Raw genomic sequence first — 18,131 nt, 5'->3', positions numbered from 1 at the left:
CTTAATGCTCAATTTCGCCATTTACGTTTCCGACCACGGCTTTGGACATGCAACCCGGATGGCCGCTCTGGCGGAGGAATTTATCCGCTTCGGCATCTTCACGCACATCCGCAGCGCCAGGCCGGAATTCCTCTGGCGCACTCTTGACCCAAATTACAGCGAAATCCACCCCCAGGCCTGTGATGTTGGTGTTAAGCACGGAAAAAACCTCGGCATCGATCTGGAGGCAACCCGGACCGCTCTGTTGGACTTGATGGGGAGAAGGCTGGAAATTGTGGAAGAAGAGGTGGATTTTCTGCGCAGGGAAAAGATCGACCTGATAATTGCCGACATTCCCTGGCTGTCTGTGGAAGCTGGCACCTACGCAGATGTCCCGGTTTTCGCCATTTCCAATTTCGACTGGCTGTTTATTTACGAGCGCCTGTTCCATGGTCTCAAGGATATGAGGCCGGTACTGAACACCATCTTTGGTCTCTATCAGAGGGTGGACCGCGCTTTTCGGCTGCCGCTGAGCTCGCCTCAGAGCATGGGGAGTTTTCGCAAAATAGAAAAAACCGGGCTGTTGGCTCGCAAAAGTAAGCCAAACCCTGATTTGAAAAAGGATATTGGCATTGATTCAGAGAAGCCCCTTTTGGTATGTTCCTTTGGAGGGGCGGGGGAGATGGAGATCGAACTGAAGAAGCTTTGCGCCGCTTTTGATGGAACCGTTGCCAGCACCTTGGACCAGACTGGGGGACCTAACCATTTCCGGGTCAGCCAGGATGATGATTTTTCCGCCCTGATTTCCGTGGCGGACATACTGCTGACCAAACCCGGTTATGGCAGCTTCGCGGAAGCCATTCAAAACGGAAAACACCTCATCTTCAGCCCCCGCACCAACTATCCCGAGGAGGATGTCCTGATCCGAGGCATCGCCAGCTATCCAGCCAAAACTGAATTGCCGCATTTGCTGCTTTCCAAAGCTGAGTGGAAAAGCGTTTTTGGAACAATTCGAGACCAGAAGCCGGCAAAAAAGGTTCCCAATGCCAATGCTGCCATCGCATCGCTGATCATCCAACGCTTCATGGAACAAAAGCATGGCGGCAAGAAGCTGATTTCGGTCTTTGATGTGGGGTCCAACAATCTAAACTACGCGCTCTGCGAATCCGGGCAGGCGGTGCCCATCCATACAGCGCAGATAAAAACCGGTCTGGGGCAAAAGTATCATGAGATGCAGGACGGACGTGTGATAATTCCTGCCAGGCAAATTGCAGAGTTCAAGCGCTCGGTTTCTGCTTTTATGCGTTTTGATCGTGATATTGCCTCCAGAAAACAGGTGCTCGCAACAGGAATCCACCGCCGGGGTGATTTCAGAGATGACCTTGCTGCCTGGTTTCAAAAGCGTTGGAACGCACCCTACAAAGTGCTCAACGGCTGGGAAGAAGCTGAACTGGCAGCCCTGGCAGCCCTGGATTTAATTCCACAGGACAGGCAGGCTGTCATTATCGATATTGGTGGTTTTTCAACCGAGATAGTTTCCAAGGGTGACAATAATAAACCACCGATGACAAGCTTGCCGATTGGATTGCTTACTCTCAACCAAGCCCAGCAAGAAGGAGTTGACGTTAAGAAGCTGATTCGGCGCCACTTGAAAGAGGTTCCGGATACCAAACCGGACCTCGTGATTTGCGTGGGGCTGTCTGCCGTTTTCCTTGCCAAGATAATCAAACAGATACCCAAATACCAACCTGAGAAAATCCACGGCTTGACCATTTCCAGACAGGAACTGGAGGAGTTCATAAATCTTGCCGCTGGGGACGAAACAGACGAAATACAACGCTGGTCTGTGGAAAAGCAATCCCTTCCTTTTCTAAGACTCAGCGCCCTCTTTTACACGCTTCTGCTGGACAAATTCTGCGCTTCGGAATTTATTGTTTGCCATCATGGAATATCTAGCGGATACAATCTTTGGAAGAAACACAAGCGCCAAAGGAATGAAGTTTTACATTGAAACCTATGGCTGCCAGATGAACGTATCGGACAGCGAATTGGTCAGTTCCATACTGATTGGCGCCGGATGGGAGATTGCCTCCAGTATTGACACTGCCAACCTCATCCTCTTCAATACCTGCTCTGTGCGCAAACACGCCGAAGACAGGGTGTTGGGGCGTATTTCCAATGAATTGCACCGCAAATCACAAAACCCAGAACTGAAAATCGCCGTGATCGGTTGCATGGCTCAAAGAATGGGGCAGAGGCTGCTGGAAAACGATATCGGAGTGGACTTTGTGGTTGGGGTGGACCAATATCAAGAGCTTCCTGCTTTGTTGAGTCAAGACAGCGGAGTGGAAACGGAATTCAACTATCAGCAGATCTATCCCGGTCTGCGTCCCCTGCATGGTGACAAAACCTGCGCTTTCGTTACCATCATGCGAGGCTGCGACAATTTCTGTTCCTACTGCATCGTGCCACACGTACGGGGACGTGAACGAAGCGTGGATTTCCAGCAAATCACTTCAGAAGTTCGTGAATGCGGTAACAAGGGATTGAAAGACGTTACTTTACTTGGACAGAATGTCAATTCCTACAGTTGGGGTGATTTCGACTTTCCACGTTTGCTGAAGGATCTGAACAATATTGATTCCATATATAGGCTCCGTTTCATCACTTCCAATCCCAAAGACCTTTCAGATTCTCTAATTGAGACTATGGCCTGCAGCGATAAGGTTTGCGAGCATCTCCATCTTCCTCTGCAGAGCGGCAACAACTCTGTTCTGAAAGCCATGAACCGCAAGTACACGATCGAGAAATACTTGAAGCTGGTGGACAAACTGAGAACTTCCATACCCGGAATTGCCCTTACCACAGACCTGATAGCCGGCTTTCCCGGTGAAAGCGAAGCTGATTTCGCTGATACTCTGGATGTTATGAGTGAAGTAAATTTTGACTATGCCTTTTGTTTCAAATACAGCGAACGCGAAGGCACATCCGCCTGCAGTTTGCCAGGCCAAATACCGGAAACGGAACGACTGAAACGCCTGCAAAAGATGATCGAGCTACAACGCAAAATCACCCTGGCTAAGTTTTCCGCCCAAGTTGGCAAAACTGTGGAGGTCTATGTGGAAAGCATCAGCAAAAAATCTGATAAAATGGTTTCCGGCAAAACCCGCGATTACAAGATCGCCGTTCTGAGCGGGAGCGTCAATGACATCGGCAAACTCAAAACGGCCAAAGTGATCAAAGCCACGCCAGGGACTCTGATATGCTAATGACCCACGGCCTATATGAACATACTGATAAGACATGTTATGTAAACTTGCATGCAGAGAGGTTAATTCGTTGAGATTCAGCATACTCTCCCCCACGATATTGATAAGGAATGTAATATGAAAAGCATGACAGGCTATGGAGTTGCCAAGGTTCATTCCAATGACATCGATCTGGAAATCGAACTGAAATCCGTCAACGGAAGATATCTGGACCTGAGGCTCTACCTACCGCGTGAAATTAGTTTTTTCGAACACATCCTTCGCAAACAAATAGCAGCTACTCTTAAACGGGGAACCGTCGAAGCCAGGATCAATTTCACCGACCATCGCGAACCTCGTCTCCTGCTTAACAAAGCAAAGCTTGAAAAATATCATGCGATTGTTGAAGAGGCAGCCTCCGTCTTGGGCATGACTGGACAGGTATCCCTTGAATTTCTGTTGAATGAACCAGGGATCATTGAAAACGCCAATAACCTTGATGAGGACAGGGTACTTAATGAAATGCTTCACAATACCTTGGACAAAGCGTTGGCGAACCTCGTAAAGTCCCTTTCAGCCGAAGCAGATAACATCACCCAGGTGCTTAGCGATTCCTGTGAACATATGCTGGAAGCCCTATCTGCTATCGAGGCACTGATAAAACCATATAAGGAAGAACTGTTCGAGAGCATGAAAACACGAACTGCTGAACTGCTTAATTCTTTCTGTACAGAAAATCTGGAGCAGAGGCTGATTCAGGAACTGGCTATCTATATAGACAGATATGACATTCAGGAAGAGATTTCCCGCTTGCGCAGCCATATCTCCACCCTGCTAAGCGCAATTGAAAAGGACGAGGATAACGGCAAGACTTTGAATTTCATTCTGCAAGAAATGCAGCGTGAAGCAAATACCTTAGGTTCGAAGTTCTCTACAACCAAAACCTACACCCATATCCTCATCCTCAAAGAAGAGGTGGAAAAATGCCGGGAGATTGTGCAGAATGTCGCCTGAACCATTATTAACATGGCGCTCCTGGCCATTTGTGGAGCGACCGAAGGCTTCTGTCCTGTTGCTGGCCTTTCTCATATTTCTGGCTTGGTTTCTCTGGAATCTGGCTGTAAAACAATGGCAACAGCCTTGGTTCTATTTTCTGGGGATGTTGCTTGTTTTGGGCAACCTTCTCCCCTACTTCATTCCAACTACCTATTATCTGTTTGAATATGAGATAGTTATCTACTATCTGTTTCTAAAGATCGCGCGCCGTTACGAGGATTTCGGCTGTTTTTACTGCGACAAGCGTGGCATTATGCTCAGCACTTTCAAGCTGCCCCGGCGCCTGGATGCCTTCAGAGGTCAGTCATTGCGTTTTTCCAAAAACCGGAAGGAGAAGGAGCAACTCATAGAGATCCTTACCCGCAAGATTGGCAAACAGTATTAGGGGTACAGATTGAAAAACATGATTATTTACGAACGGTTGACCGAGCTGTTCTCCCGAAACTATAATAAGCCATTGTCATACAACGAAATAGTTGGAGAGCTTAAGCTCAATAAAAAAGAGAAATCACTGCTCTCTGAGACCCTGCAGGAGATGGTGTCTGAAGGAACAGTTGCCAAGAAGAGCCGCAAATTCAGCCTAATCATTAGTAAAAAGACACGGGTGGCTCCTGAATCAAAACCCCTAAATCCCAAATTGATTGAGGGCGTTTTCGACGCAACCCCGCTGGCAAAGAACCTATCCTTCGCCTTTGTGCGCACGGAAAAGGGGGATTATTTCATCAGCGCTGAAGACACACTTAATGCCTATCACGGCGATGTGGTCAACATCGAACCGATTTTACGCAAGGGAAAGGCAGACCGCGCTTTCGTTCGCAAGATAGTGAAACGGGCAAACGACATCCTGGCAGGTGACCTCCGCTTCAGCGGACAGCGACTTATCTTTATCAGCAGCAACCTAAAGATCCACAACTGGTTTGAGGTAAGCGATGCAGGCGACGCCAAAGAAGGCGAGAAAGTGGTATTGCAGGTAAGCAACTGGGGAAATCCGGTGCTGGGCAAGATTCCGGTGGGCAATGTGATTGAGGTTTTGGGTCCAGCCGGTAATCCGCAGGTGGAGTTGATGGCTGTGATCCGCCAATACCAACTACCGCTACAGTTTTCTGAGGAAGTGATTGCCGAGGCTCAGAAAATCGAAGTTGAAATCCCTGCCGAAGAATACCGTAAAAGGCTTGACCTGCGCGAGCTATTCACGTTCACCATCGATCCATCCTCCGCGAAAGATTATGATGATGCCATCTCGCTGGAAACAACTTCCAGGGGCTGGCGGCTTTATGTTCATATCGCTGACGTTGCCCACTACGTGAAGCCAGGCAGCGCCATCTTCACCGAATCGGCAGCTCGCGGCAACAGCTTTTACTTTCCCAAAAAAGTTATACCGATGCTGCCGGAATTGCTTTCCAACAAGGTTTGCAGCTTGCGCCCGGACGAGGAGAAACTAACCCTCACGGTGATCACGGAGTTCGACAGTAATGGCAGAATTCTGGACCAGAAAATGGCTGAGACTGTTATCCGCAGCAACCACCGCCTCTGCTACGAACAGGTGGATAGCCTTTTTGATGATGGTCAGACCGACTTGCCTGCTGAACTAACTAATGTCCTTATGGAAGCGCGCAAGCTTTCAGCTTTACTTACCCAAAAACGCCTGGATGAGGGCTACATTTTCTTTGACCTGCCTGAACTTGAGTATGAATATGACGACGAAGGCCTGATTCGCAGGTTCAACCTAGCGGAGGAAACAGAATCGCACAAACTGATCGAGAACTTCATGTTGATAGCCAACGAATATACGGCAAAAAAACTCACGCAGCTCTCCCCCACCACCCTGTACCGCATCCACGAGGACCCTGACACTGAAAAGATCGAAAAACTGGCTGAACTCCTGGCTCATTACGGCATTACCTATTATGATCGTGGCTCAATGAACTCCTCGCTGCAATATCTGCTAACCACCCTACCTGGACCTGACTACCACAGGGTTTTCGACCACATTATCCTGCGTAGCATGAAAAAGGCCAAATACTCTACCCAGCACATCCGTCACTTTGGCCTGGGCATGGAAACCTACACCCACTTCACCAGCCCCATTCGCCGTCTCTGCGACCTGCTCATTCACCACCTCTGCAAAACCTATATCCTCAAATCCAGCTCAGCGCAATTCTCTGCTGAAACCCTGCGTCATTATGCCTATGTGGCATCAGAGCAGGAACTGAGGGCTGACCAGGCTGAACGGGACATAGAACGCAACTACAGCATGGCCTACATGAAGAAACAAGTCGGCGAACGTTTCAGCGGCATAGTGGTTTCCGCCAAATCCGCCGGCCTTATCATCCGGCTTAACGAAATCCCCATCAGCGCCATCCTGAGAGCAGCTGATCTTCCTGGCGGCAGATGGCAATACCGTGACAGGGAAATGCGCTTTGTAAGCACTTCCAGCAATAACTACTTCCAGCTAATGGATAAAGTATTGGTTCAGATAATGGATGTTAGTGACGATATATATTTGGAATTACAGAATGTGCCAAACTCCCATCAACATATTGCCATGGCATTGCCAAAAATCGCCACCGCATCCTCCGACAAATGCTTAGGACAAAAAGATAGATCCCGGCAAAGAAATGCCATTGACTATAATGGCGGGCGCAAAAAGATGGTTAGAACATCAAAAAAGCGCAAGAGAAAGAGATGAAAAAACCGATCGGGATATTCGATTCCGGGGTGGGAGGCCTCACAGTTTACAAGGCGATCCGATCCGCGTTTCCGAAAGAAGATCTGATCTATTTTGGCGACACGGCAAGGGTTCCTTATGGCCCCAAATCCCACAATACCATCATTGAGTATTCGGTTCAAAACGCCCGTTTCCTGCTTCAGAAAGGCATAAAGATCCTGATCGTAGCCTGCAACACCTCTTCCGCAGTAGCCTTGCAGGACCTTGAAGCCTTGACCGACATACCCATCATCGGTGTGATCGGCCCCGGCGCCGAAATGGCAGCCAAGCTCACACGTTCAAAAAGGATTGGAGTGATTGGAACCGAAGGCACGGTGCGTTCTGAAGCTTACAGTCGGGCCATAAGTGAGATCTTGCCGGAAGCGGAGGTTTTTTCCCAAGCCTGTCCCCTCTTCGTTCCGCTGGTGGAGGAAGGCTGGCTGGAACATCCCACAACGCGCCAGATCGTGCACGAATACCTTGATCCATACAAAGAAGTGGATATCGACACCCTGGTGCTCGGATGCACCCACTACCCTCTGCTGAAGGAAATGATTGGAGAAGTGCTCGGCCCCAAAGTTTCCCTGGTGGACAGCGCCGATGCCATCGCCAACTATCTGAGGTCGCTTCTGCCCATGGATAATGACGGCTTGGGCGGCACAGACAAGTTTTTCGTTAGCGACAACGAGCATAAATTCGCCCAGATAGCGGGACGCATTCTGGGCACAGAGCCAAGCCAGCTGCATCGTGTGCGCCTGTTCGAAAGCTGGTTTGAGTAAAATAAAGGATAAAGGATTTTGTATGGAACCCCTCATTTTAACAGCAGCAATCACCGGAGCGGAAACAACCCGCGCTGACCAACCCAACCTTCCCATCACGCCTGAAGAACAGGCGGCAGACGCCTTGGCTTGTTATGAAGCCGGCGCGAGAGTGATCCACCTCCATGTCCGTGACGACGAAGGCAATCCCACCCAGAGCATGGAGAGGTTTAAGGCGGCTATCGAAGCCATTAAGGAAGCTGCCCCCGAACTGGTTATCCAGATCAGCACAGGAGGTGCTGTGGGCGAAGCTTTCGAAAAGCGTCTGGCGCCCTTGGAACTGAAACCGGACATGGGAACGCTCAACGCCGGCACTCTGAATTTCGGCGATGACGTTTTCATCAACTATCCCAATGACATTGTTCGCCTGGCAGAGGCTTTCAAGGTTTACGGTGTGGTGCCGGAGATTGAAGTTTACGAATCCGGCATGATCGACTACGTGGCCAAACTGGTGAAAAAGGGCATCATCACCCACACTCCGCTGCACGTTCAGTTCGTGCTGGGTGTACCCGGCGGGATGAACGGAACCCCGAAGAACGTGCTCTACATGAAGCACCATCTAAAAGAACTGATCCCATCTGCAACCTGGGCGGTGGCGGGAATTGGCCGCTTCCACATCCCTGCCTCGCTTACCGCAATGGTCAATGGCGGACACATCCGCGTCGGTTTTGAAGACAACATTTTCTATCACAAAGGCGTGATTGCGGAATCCAATGCCCAATTGGTAGCGCGCATGGCCCGCATCGCCGCAGAGATCGGGCGTCCCCTTGCCACTCCGGCGCAAACGCGCTCCTTACTTGGCTTGCCGGAGCGGTGATGGTCATAAGCGATAATGCCAAAGTGGTTTTGGAGCGGCGATATTTCCGCAAGAACGAAGCCGGCGAGACCATTGAAGACTGGAACGCCCTGATCAGTCGCGTGGCAAAGAATATCGCCGGTGGAGACGTGGAGAAAGAAAAAGCCTATAAGGAACTGCTTGATTCAGGTTACTTTCTACCCAACTCCCCCACTTTGATGAACGCTGGCAATGATCTGCAACAACTTTCCGCCTGTTTTGTGCTTCCCATCGAAGACAGCATGGAAAGCATCTTCGAAACGGTGAAAAACGCCGCCCTTATCCACAAAAGCGGCGGTGGAACCGGCTTTTCCTTCAGCCGGCTGCGCGAAGCAAATGCCCGGGTTCGTTCCACCAACGGCGTTTCCAGCGGCCCTATTTCTTTCATGAAAGTCTTCAACGCCGCCACGGATGCCGTGAAGCAAGGCGGAACCCGGCGCGGGGCCAACATGGCCATCCTCAATGTGGACCATCCCCAAATCCTGGATTTCATCAAATGCAAAGCAGATACTAGCGAACTCACCAATTTCAACCTCAGCGTTGGCATCACGGAAACCTTCATGCGGGCTGTGGTTGACGACGCTGAATACGACCTGGTCTCCCCCCGAAACGGGAAGGCAGTGGGACGGTTGAAAGCGCGTGACGTCTTCAGCCTGATAGTGGACATGGCCCACAAGAACGGCGAACCGGGCATCGTTTTTTTGGACAGGATAAACGCCGCCAACCCCACACCCCACATAGGCAGCATCGAATCCACCAATCCCTGCGGCGAACAGCCACTACTGCCCAATGAGGCCTGCAACCTGGGCTCCATTAACCTGGCTGCGCTGATCAAGGACGGCAAGGTCGATTGGGAGCTGCTAAGGGAAGTCACGCGGCTGAGTGTGGATTTTCTGGATGACGTGATTGACCGCTCGAAATTTCCTCTGGACCAGATCGACGAAATGGTTAAGGCCAACCGCAAGATCGGGTTGGGCGTCATGGGCTGGGCTGACCTTCTCTATCAGTTGAATATCCCCTACTCCAGCGACCAGGCGGTGAACCTGGCTGGCGAACTGATGGAATTCATCGATTTTGAAGCCAAGCAGCGCTCTGTCGAACTGGCCGAGGAAAAAGGCAGTTTTCCCAACTTCCCTGGTTCCATCTATTCCACCCGACACCTGAGCCGTAAAACCAAGCTGAAGGATTGGGACGCGCTGGGCAAGGATATCGCCGAAAAGGGCATCCGCAACGCAACCCTCACCACCATCGCTCCCACCGGCACCATCAGCATGATCCTGGATACTTCCAGCGGCATCGAACCCCAATTCTCTCTGGTCTATGTAAAAAATGTGATGGATGGTGACAAACTGCTCTACGTGAACAAATGGTTCCGCAAGGCCTTGGAGGAAGCAGGCATGCATAGCCAGGAACTGCTGGAGAAAGTGGCGCAGGCTGGCAGCATCGCTGACATCGAAGAAGTCCCTGCCGCCATTCGCGATATCTTCCTCACTGCCCACGACATCAGTCCCGAGTGGCACATCCGCATGCAGGCTGCTTTTCAGCAATACACGGACAACGCCGTAAGCAAAACCATCAATTTCCCCAACTCCGCAACCGTGGAGGACATCCGCATCGCCTACGAACTGGCTTATCAGCTTGGCTGCAAGGGCCTGACGGTCTATCGGGACGGCAGCCGTGAAAACCAGGTGTTGTGCAGTGGAAGCAGTCCCCAGTCCAGTGAACGCAAGGTGGCTCCTCGTAGCCGGCCCGAGGTTACACATGGAGTCACGCAGCGACTGGAAACTGGTTGCGGGCATATGTATGTGACCATCAACACCGATGAATACGGAGCCTGTGAAGTGTTCGTGCAAATGGGCAAAGTGGGAGGCTGCGCCTCCGCTCAACTGGAGGCAATCGCCCGGCTTTCCTCCCTGGCCCTGCGCTCGGATATTAAGCTGGAAGCCATCATCCGCCAGTTGAAAGGCATCCGCTGCCAATCGCCCATGTGGAACAAAGGCAGGATGATAACATCCTGCGGAGACGCTGTGGGCCATGCCTTGGAGACCTTCCTTGCCACTTGGAATGGCAGCAGCCTGAAAGCCGTCCATATCGTCGGAGGCGAACCAGAAATTCTTGAGGCCGGTGCCAAGACCTCGATAGCGCTTTGCCCGGATTGCGGTTCTTCCATCGAACACACTGAGGGTTGCCTGAAGTGCCCTTCCTGCGGATGGACCAAATGCTGACCAACTCTTTAACCTTATACACTAGGGAGTGAAAATGCGCTGTAAACACTGTGACGCCCGCCTGGCCGCCCATGACTTTTGGTGCGCCAACTGCGGCAAACAGACCAAGGTGGTAACTCAGGATCTTTCCTCTTGGAACAGCCTGACAAGGACCTGGAGCAAATACAATCCCCTCAAAGGATTGAACATCCCCGCCGCCGCTTTTCCGGTGCTTGCCGGAGTGCTTCCCTGCCTCGCCCTGCTGTTCGCGCTCAACGCCTTCGGACGCCTTAACCTCTCTCAGAATCAAGCAACTGGCAGTATGCTGTTAAACCTGTTTATCACATCTGCAGGCCTATCCATCTTTCTTCCCATCCTCTTGATCCCCTACAAACCGGCTTGTGCGGAACCGGGATACACAATAACTCTCAAGGATATGCTGGCTGGAATGAGGCAGTATCCCCGTTATCTGGTCCTGGTTCTTATATCTGCCCTGTTTTTCGTGATCATCCACCTGATTTGCTTTGGCCTGCCCCAGTTCAGTAGTGATCCCATCCTGCGCCTGGTCTGGATAGTTCTGGTAAATTACTTCCTGGCTGTGTTCCTGCCCGTGCCTGTGCTGATGCAGCGCCTCAACCTGAACTCCTGGCAAGCTGCCAAGCTGTCTTACCGGAAGTTCCACGTTGTGCGCTGGCAGCTCTATCTTCTGGGCCTTATCCTGGTGCTGATGAACCTTGTTGCCACCGCGCTGGTCTTGGTGCCATTGATAATCACACTGCCACTTTCCTGGTTCGCTGTGCGGGATTACGTGGATCTCCTGCTGGAATATGAAATAATCCGGGAATACAAATAGGGGGCAGTTTTGACCAAAAAGGAAATCACTTCCCTGATTCTGCTTCTGGCCGTGATCGCTTACGGGGCATGGACCTGGTTCCACCGTTCCTACCGCGACACCAGGCTGGACCAGGATTTAATGGACACCGTGGTGACCATCTCGGCTAAATCCAAAAGCAAGAATGTGGGCTCGCAAATCGACTCTGTTTTCGCCTACATGCACACCCTGGAAGCCAAATTCAACGATTACGACCCCGCCAGTTGGGTCTCGAAGGTCAATTCCGCCAATGGTAAAGCGGTGCCGATGGATCCTGACGCCTACGAGCTTCTCTGTCTGGCTGACAGCCTTTACCAGCTTACCGACGGCGCTTTCGACATCACCATAAAACCCCTTTACGACCTATGGGGATTCAGCCGTCCCGTGGTGCAGGGAGATTCGCTGCCCCTGATGCCGCCGGATTCGCTGGCGATTAAGGAAACCTTGAAAAAAGTGGGTTTCAACCGGGTGCGCTTCAACCAAAAACGGATCATCATGCCCCGCGGCATGCAGATAACTTTCGGCGCGCTGGCCAAGGGTTATGTGCTGGACAAGGCGCGTGAGTTCATGGAAAATGATAAATTCATCAGCGGTCAGATCGACTGCACCAGTGGCATGACCTTTTTCGGCCAGCCACTTGGCCAGATCGTCAGTGTGCGCCATCCCCGGGCGAACCAGCAGCAGCAAACCATTGGTAACTTCAAGATCCAAAACGGTTCCCTGAGCACTTCCGGGGATTACCAGCAATTTTTTGAGTATGAAAACCGCCGCTATCACCACATCTTGGACCCCGAGACAGGTTATCCGGTGGAGAATGTCTTTTCCGTGACTGTCATCCATCCTTCCGCGGCTTGGGCGGACGGTCTCTCCACGGCTCTTTTCCTGCTGCCGCCCGAGACAGCGATAGAAAGGCTCAAGCGCTATCCCGAAAGCAACGCTGTCATCTTTTACCAGTCCAACGGCCAGATCGTTTCCCTGAAGAGCCTTGGCATGAAAGAATTGGAGTGGCACGACGAAGGATGAACATCCCTGACCTCCAGTCTCAAACAGACCTACGTCACATTGGCATCGACAAGGTGGGCGTGAAGGGCATCCGCTACCCCATCATGGTGGATGACCGAGACAACAAAACCCAATCCACCATTGGCGAATTCAACATCTATGTGGACCTTCACCACAGCAAGCGTGGCACCCATATGTCCCGCTTTCTGGAGGTGCTGAACCGCTATCACCGCGACGCCATCATCGGCCAGCTCGATAAACTCCTGCTGGAGCTGAAATCCCTTCTCAAGGCCGACGCCGCCTACATCGACATCGTTTTCCCATATTTCCTCCAAAAGCGCGCCCCGGTCTCCGGAATCAGTTCCCTGATGGATTACCAATGCTTTTTCAACGCTTCCTTCGCGAAAGACTACAAGCTTTGGATCGGGGCCGTGGTGCCGGTGACAGCGCTCTGTCCCTGCTCTAAGGAGATTTCGGAAGCCGGAGCACACAACCAGCGCTCCCTGGTGACCATTAAGGTGCGCTATACTGGCTTAGTTTGGCTGGAAGAGTTGATTTGCATCGCCGAGGAGGCTTCCAGTTGCCAGGTCTATCCCCTGCTGAAGCGCCCCGACGAAAAGTTCGTCACTGAAACCGCCTACTCCAGGCCCCGCTTCGTGGAAGACATCGTGCGCGAGGTCACCCAAAAGCTGGAAGATGACCCCCGCGTGCTTGAGTTTTACGTGGAAGCGGATAGTTTTGAATCCATCCACAACCACAACGCCTACGCGATGGTTTACCGCCCGGGGCGTGATTGAGACCGGTCCCGCCGATTTTGCCTGATTTTCATTTTCAGCCTGCTGTTTCGGGTTTTCTTCCCAATCGGCTGAAGTACATCCTGAGTTCGGATGCTTCCAACCCCGTGCTCTGCCTGCAACTCTACATCCGGGTCGGCAGTGCCTGGGAGACGGAGCGCGAAGCCGGCTATTCCCATTTCATGGAACACCTGGCCTTCAAATCCACCCGAGATTTCGGCTACAACCAGATAACAAGCTTCGTGAACGGCCTGGGCGGCTCCATCAACGCCTACACGGATTTTGACTGCACCTGCTACTATCTGCTGCTGCCCTCGGAGTATTTGGCTGAAGGTTTGAAAGTCCTGTCTGAATTGGCCATGCATCCAACTTTCACTGCGGAAGACCTGGCCATGGAAAAAGACATCATCATCGAGGAGATGGAGCAGAACAGGAACGATCCGGAGATTGATTTTCTCGATTTCATCCAGGCCTCCGCCTTTAAGCGCAACCCTTTGCGCCTTCCCGTGATGGGCAGAGCGGCCTCTTTGAAAAAAGCCCGCCTCGCTGATTTAAAAGCCTTTCACCGTAAATACTACCAGCCTGCGAACTCCTTTCTGGTGGTCGTGGGTGATTTCGACCGCTCCACGGCGGAACAGGCTTTGGGGGAATGCTTCGGCCCCTGGCAGAACACAGCTTCGCTTCCCCGCACTTATGACGGGAGCTTTTCAGAGCCAGAAACACCGGACCAGCCTGTGGTCTGGCGCGAACACAAGCAGAAATTCCTCACATACATATTGCCCGAACTCTGTGACACCCATCCCGACAGCGATTCCCTGCTGATCGCCTTGCGCTATCTGGCCGTGGGCCGTCCCTCGCGGCTGTTCAAACGCCTTGTGGAGGAAGACAAACTGGCCTCTTCGGTGAAGGTTTCATCTCTCAGCGGAGTGATGAGCGGTGTTTCAGCCATCGTGGTCTCCCCCATGGGCAAAAACAACGTGGACAGGATCCAGTCGGTCTTTCAGCAGGAATACCGGGCTTTGCTTGAAGGGAACGTCGATCCAGGCGAAATCGCCCTGGTGAAGCAGGACATCATCAACACCTGGCGCTATGGCTTTGACGGCGTGGAAAACCTCGCCGGAATGCTGGGAGCCGAGGAATTCATCTCCGGCTACGAAGAGCTGTATAAATACGACAGGCAAATCCTGTCCCTCGGTCTGGAAGACGTGCTGAAAGCCGTCCGGAAATACTGGCAGCCCTCCAGTCTGCAAATCATCCATCAATCCCCCCAAGCGGCGGATTTATCCCTGTCCGTCCCCATAATAAAAAACTCAAAGAAAAGCCCTGCTAAAAGCAAAACTTCCGTGGCGCCGGCCGTTCCTGCCCCTGGGAGGGCGAAAGCCTGCCTGGAACAGTATTCCGAAGATGTTTTCACCGCCACCCTTGCCAACGGCCTCAAATTCATCTACCGCTGGCAGCCCCAGCGCCCCATCAGCGGTTTCGCGCTTTCCACGGACCTTTGCCAACTGGCGGAAGAGCCTGGCCAGAGGGGCTTGAATTACCTCTGCTCGGCGGCGATGCTGCATTCCACTCAGTCCCGCAGCTACGCCGAGATGCTCAAGACCTGCCGCGAACTGGGTATCAGCCTAAACGTGGAGCCGCATCCGGACACCACGGTTTTCCGGGGCAAATGCTTTCACTCCGCCCTGCCCACCGCGCTTTCCATGCTGGCTGAAATCTTCTGGCAGCCTGCCTTTGAGGAAAACCATATCCGCCTGCTAAAGAGCACATCCATCGATCTCCTGCGCCGTGACAACCAGAATCCCTCCAGCCTGGCCTGGCTGCGCTGGTTCCGGCTGCTCTTTGGCGTCAACAGCCCTTACGGCCGCTATTCCGGCACCATCAGCGATTTGCGCTCCCACGGCCGCGAAGCCATCCGCGCCTGGTATCGGGATTATTACCGGCCGGACCGGTTCAGCCTGTCCATAGTTAGCTCCGTTGAGCCTCGAAAGGCATTGGACCTGGCCGCTTCGCTCTTTGAAGGCGAATGCCCTGCCCCTCCCTCTCCCGGTTTCAAAGCGCCCCTGCCCCAGCCCAGTCACGTGCGGTTGCGGACCCAAAAACTGGATTCCGGCCAGGCCATCATCCATCTGGGCGGATTCGCTACTCCGGCAAGCGACAGAACCTCCACCACCGCTTTCCACCTACTCGCCCAAATCATCGGCGGAGACATGGATTCACGCCTTTTCAACCTGGTGCGTGAAAAATACGGCTACGCATACCAGACCGGGATGGAATTCAGCAGCACCAACGAACTGGGATACTGGTTCACCTATTCCTATTGCGATCCCGATGACCGCAAACCCTGCCTCCGCCTCATGCGTGAGGTTCTGGCCGCTGTATGCGCCGATGGCGTTGGCGCCGATGAACTTCTGCACGCCCAGAACTATCTCTGCGGCATGAACCGTTTCGAAGCCGAAAGCGCCGCCCTCCAGGCCGTATTGTTGTCCAGCCTCAGCGCCCTCGGCTATGAACCAGGCTTTTATCTCAACCGCGAGCGGCGCATCAGGTCAGTTGATCTGGAAACCGTGAACCGCGTCGCCCAGGATTGGCTGCGTCCGGACAACCAATGGGCCCACATCCTCACATGATCACCCTCGGACTCGACATCGGTTCCCGCAACACCAAGCTTGTCATTTACGATGCGGAAAAACGCTCCATCCTCTTTGCCAGATGGGTTTCAACCGACGTGAACCCCCTTTTGTCCGTGGAAAACCTGCTGGCTCAGGCAAGGGCTGAAACCGCTTTGGAAACTCCCGCCGTGGCAGCCTGCACCGGATACGGCCGCAAACTCTGGAAACGCGGCAGGGTGCTTTCTGAAATATCCTGCCACGCCGCCGGGGTGCGCCATTTCCATCCCGAGGCCAGAACAGTCATCGACATCGGCGGGCAGGACTCCAAAATCATAACCCTCGCGGCGGACGGCAAGGTTCGCGATTTTGTGATGAACGACAAATGCGCCGCCGGCACCGGACGCTTTCTGGAAATGACCGCGCTGCGCCTGGATTGCACCCTGGACGAGCTTTCCCGCCTCGCTTCTCTTTCCACCCGGGCGCTGGACATCTCCTCCACCTGCGTGGTCTTTGCCGAATCCGAAATCGTGGGCATGATTTCCGAAAACGCCGCTCCTGCCGATATCGCACGCGCGGTCCACAATTCCATCGCCAGCCGCGTCCTCACCCAGATCAGCGCACTTGCGTTCGAACCACCTGTTTCCTTCACCGGCGGCGTCGCCCTCAATTCAGACCTGGTGCGGTGCCTGGCCCAACAACTGCAAACCCCGGTGAGCGTCCCCCCCTCTCCGGAAATAACCGGCGCCCTTGGCGCGGCCATTCTGGCGGCAACATGAAGATAGATTATCACATTCATACAGAGTATAGTTACGATAGCAGGCTTAAAGCTTTGGATCTTATCGATAGAGCCATTGAGCTTAAATATGATAAGATTGCCATCACGGAACATCTCGACCTCTTTCCCTGGGAACTTGCCCGCTACGGCTTGCCCTCTTTTTCGCGCTACATCAAACAAGTTGACGCCCTGAAGGAACAATTCGCCTCTGCCCCGCTCCGGATAATCTGCGGCGTCGAGGTTGGCGATTTCCAGCGCGTCAAACCCTTTGCAGATGAGTTTCTGGCCCAAGTGGAGTTCGAGCTGAGGCTGGGCGCTGTGCATTTCCTTTCCGACCACACCAACGTGGCGATCCCCTTGAAGAGGCAGCTCACCGCCGCCGACCATGAGGATTATTACCGGCAAAACCTCGCCCTGGTGACGGGCTGCGACATTGATGTTCTGGCCCATCTGGGCGTTCACAAGCGATATCTGGAAGAGCAGCCCGACGAGAGCCATTGCCGGGGGCTGCTCACAGACATATTCCAGGTGATGGTCGAGCGCCGCATCGCGCTGGAAATCAACTTTTCCAGCCTGCGCAAACCCTACGCCCGGCTCCTGCCCGACCTCTGGCAAATCGAGCTCTACCGCTCCCTGGGCGGAAAGCTGTTCAGCATCGGCAGCGACGCCCACCTGCTGGAACATTTCGACCTCAACTATGAACAGCTTCCCCCCTGGCTGTTCTCCGGCGAGATGGAATTTCCCCTCTGAACACCATTTCAGCCTCAACGCCCTCCAAGTTTAAGAGAAAGGGTCATTATTTCCGGCTCACTTTCAAACCGAGTTGGTAATCCGGTTAAACAAGCCCGTAGGGGCTTTATGGCCGGGATAACGGGATCAGGACGAAATGCCGGGATCAGGAAGGGGGATTTTGTCCATCTGATAGCTTGCCTATTGAGCGATCCGATTGACTCAAAAGTCCGGGATGGGCGAAAGTGGAGAAATCCCGGGGTCAAGACCGGGGGGCTGTGAATTTGCGGAATTTGTTACCGGGCAAATTAGCGAAATTAGCAAATTAGCACGTCTCACACCGGCGCCCGGCAGTTGTTTGGCATCCTGGACTCAGAGACACATCAACATACTGTGTTACATACTATTAAACCTACTAACTACTAATACCTACTAAATTAGTATATATTATATATAAGTATATATACACCAATATATTGTATATCCAGTTCCATAATCATG

General features: G+C 52.7%; 14 protein-coding genes. All 14 read left to right on the top strand.

What is annotated here, in order from left to right:
* The first annotated feature begins 4 nt into the window (after positions 1-4).
* The 14 genes from GX466_06755 to GX466_06690 all read left to right on the top strand — a co-directional run bounded on the left by GX466_06755 (position 5) and on the right by GX466_06690 (position 17,651).
* The gene (locus GX466_06755; GenBank protein NLH93902.1) at positions 5-1,990 is read left to right on the top strand and encodes a hypothetical protein; all 1,986 of its coding nucleotides are present in this window, start codon (positions 5-7) and stop codon (positions 1,988-1,990) included.
* Positions 1,974-3,248 (top strand): tRNA (N6-isopentenyl adenosine(37)-C2)-methylthiotransferase MiaB, encoded by a 1,275-nt coding sequence (gene miaB, locus GX466_06750; protein ID NLH93901.1) that lies wholly within the window; start codon positions 1,974-1,976, stop codon positions 3,246-3,248. Before GX466_06755 ends, miaB begins: the two co-directional genes overlap by 17 nt.
* 117 nt (positions 3,249-3,365) lie before the next feature.
* Positions 3,366-4,241 carry a DUF1732 domain-containing protein gene (locus GX466_06745; GenBank protein ID NLH93900.1) on the top strand — a complete coding sequence of 292 codons (876 nt, stop codon included), beginning with the start codon at positions 3,366-3,368 and terminating at the stop codon, positions 4,239-4,241.
* Positions 4,231-4,668, top strand: coding sequence for a hypothetical protein (locus GX466_06740; GenBank protein NLH93899.1), 438 nt, complete (start codon positions 4,231-4,233; stop codon positions 4,666-4,668). The genes GX466_06745 and GX466_06740 overlap by 11 nt, the downstream gene beginning before the upstream one ends.
* Positions 4,669-4,677: 9 nt before the next feature.
* A complete protein-coding gene (locus tag GX466_06735) occupies positions 4,678-6,972 on the top strand; it encodes a VacB/RNase II family 3'-5' exoribonuclease (GenBank protein NLH93898.1) in 2,295 nt (764 codons plus the stop codon).
* Entirely contained in the window at positions 6,969-7,769 is an 801-nt protein-coding gene (locus tag GX466_06730; GenBank protein NLH93897.1) for a glutamate racemase, read from the top strand. Before GX466_06735 ends, GX466_06730 begins: the two co-directional genes overlap by 4 nt.
* 22 nt (positions 7,770-7,791) lie before the next feature.
* Positions 7,792-8,625, top strand: coding sequence for a 3-keto-5-aminohexanoate cleavage protein (locus tag GX466_06725; protein NLH93896.1), 834 nt, complete (start codon positions 7,792-7,794; stop codon positions 8,623-8,625).
* Positions 8,625-10,868 carry a vitamin B12-dependent ribonucleotide reductase gene (locus GX466_06720; GenBank protein NLH93895.1) on the top strand — a complete coding sequence of 748 codons (2,244 nt, stop codon included), beginning with the start codon at positions 8,625-8,627 and terminating at the stop codon, positions 10,866-10,868. Before GX466_06725 ends, GX466_06720 begins: the two co-directional genes overlap by 1 nt.
* Before the next feature lie 34 nt (positions 10,869-10,902).
* Positions 10,903-11,700 carry a hypothetical protein gene (locus tag GX466_06715; protein ID NLH93894.1) on the top strand — a complete coding sequence of 266 codons (798 nt, stop codon included), beginning with the start codon at positions 10,903-10,905 and terminating at the stop codon, positions 11,698-11,700.
* A 9-nt stretch (positions 11,701-11,709) separates the two neighbouring features.
* Positions 11,710-12,741 carry an FAD:protein FMN transferase gene (locus GX466_06710; GenBank protein NLH93893.1) on the top strand — a complete coding sequence of 344 codons (1,032 nt, stop codon included), beginning with the start codon at positions 11,710-11,712 and terminating at the stop codon, positions 12,739-12,741.
* Positions 12,738-13,517: a GTP cyclohydrolase I FolE2 gene (locus GX466_06705; protein ID NLH93892.1), complete on the top strand. Its 780-nt coding sequence runs from the start codon at positions 12,738-12,740 to the stop codon at positions 13,515-13,517. Before GX466_06710 ends, GX466_06705 begins: the two co-directional genes overlap by 4 nt.
* The gene (locus tag GX466_06700; GenBank protein ID NLH93891.1) at positions 13,514-16,144 is read left to right on the top strand and encodes an insulinase family protein; all 2,631 of its coding nucleotides are present in this window, start codon (positions 13,514-13,516) and stop codon (positions 16,142-16,144) included. The genes GX466_06705 and GX466_06700 overlap by 4 nt, the downstream gene beginning before the upstream one ends.
* Positions 16,141-16,902 carry a 2-hydroxyglutaryl-CoA dehydratase gene (locus tag GX466_06695; GenBank protein NLH93890.1) on the top strand — a complete coding sequence of 254 codons (762 nt, stop codon included), beginning with the start codon at positions 16,141-16,143 and terminating at the stop codon, positions 16,900-16,902. Before GX466_06700 ends, GX466_06695 begins: the two co-directional genes overlap by 4 nt.
* Positions 16,899-17,651 (top strand): histidinol-phosphatase HisJ family protein, encoded by a 753-nt coding sequence (locus GX466_06690; GenBank protein NLH93889.1) that lies wholly within the window; start codon positions 16,899-16,901, stop codon positions 17,649-17,651. Before GX466_06695 ends, GX466_06690 begins: the two co-directional genes overlap by 4 nt.
* Positions 17,652-18,131: the final 480 nt, after the last annotated feature.

It is taken from the genome of Candidatus Cloacimonadota bacterium, assembly GCA_012516855.1.
Classification (GTDB): domain Bacteria; phylum Cloacimonadota; class Cloacimonadia; order Cloacimonadales; family Cloacimonadaceae; genus Syntrophosphaera.
This window is presented reverse-complemented; position numbering and strand designations above follow the sequence as displayed.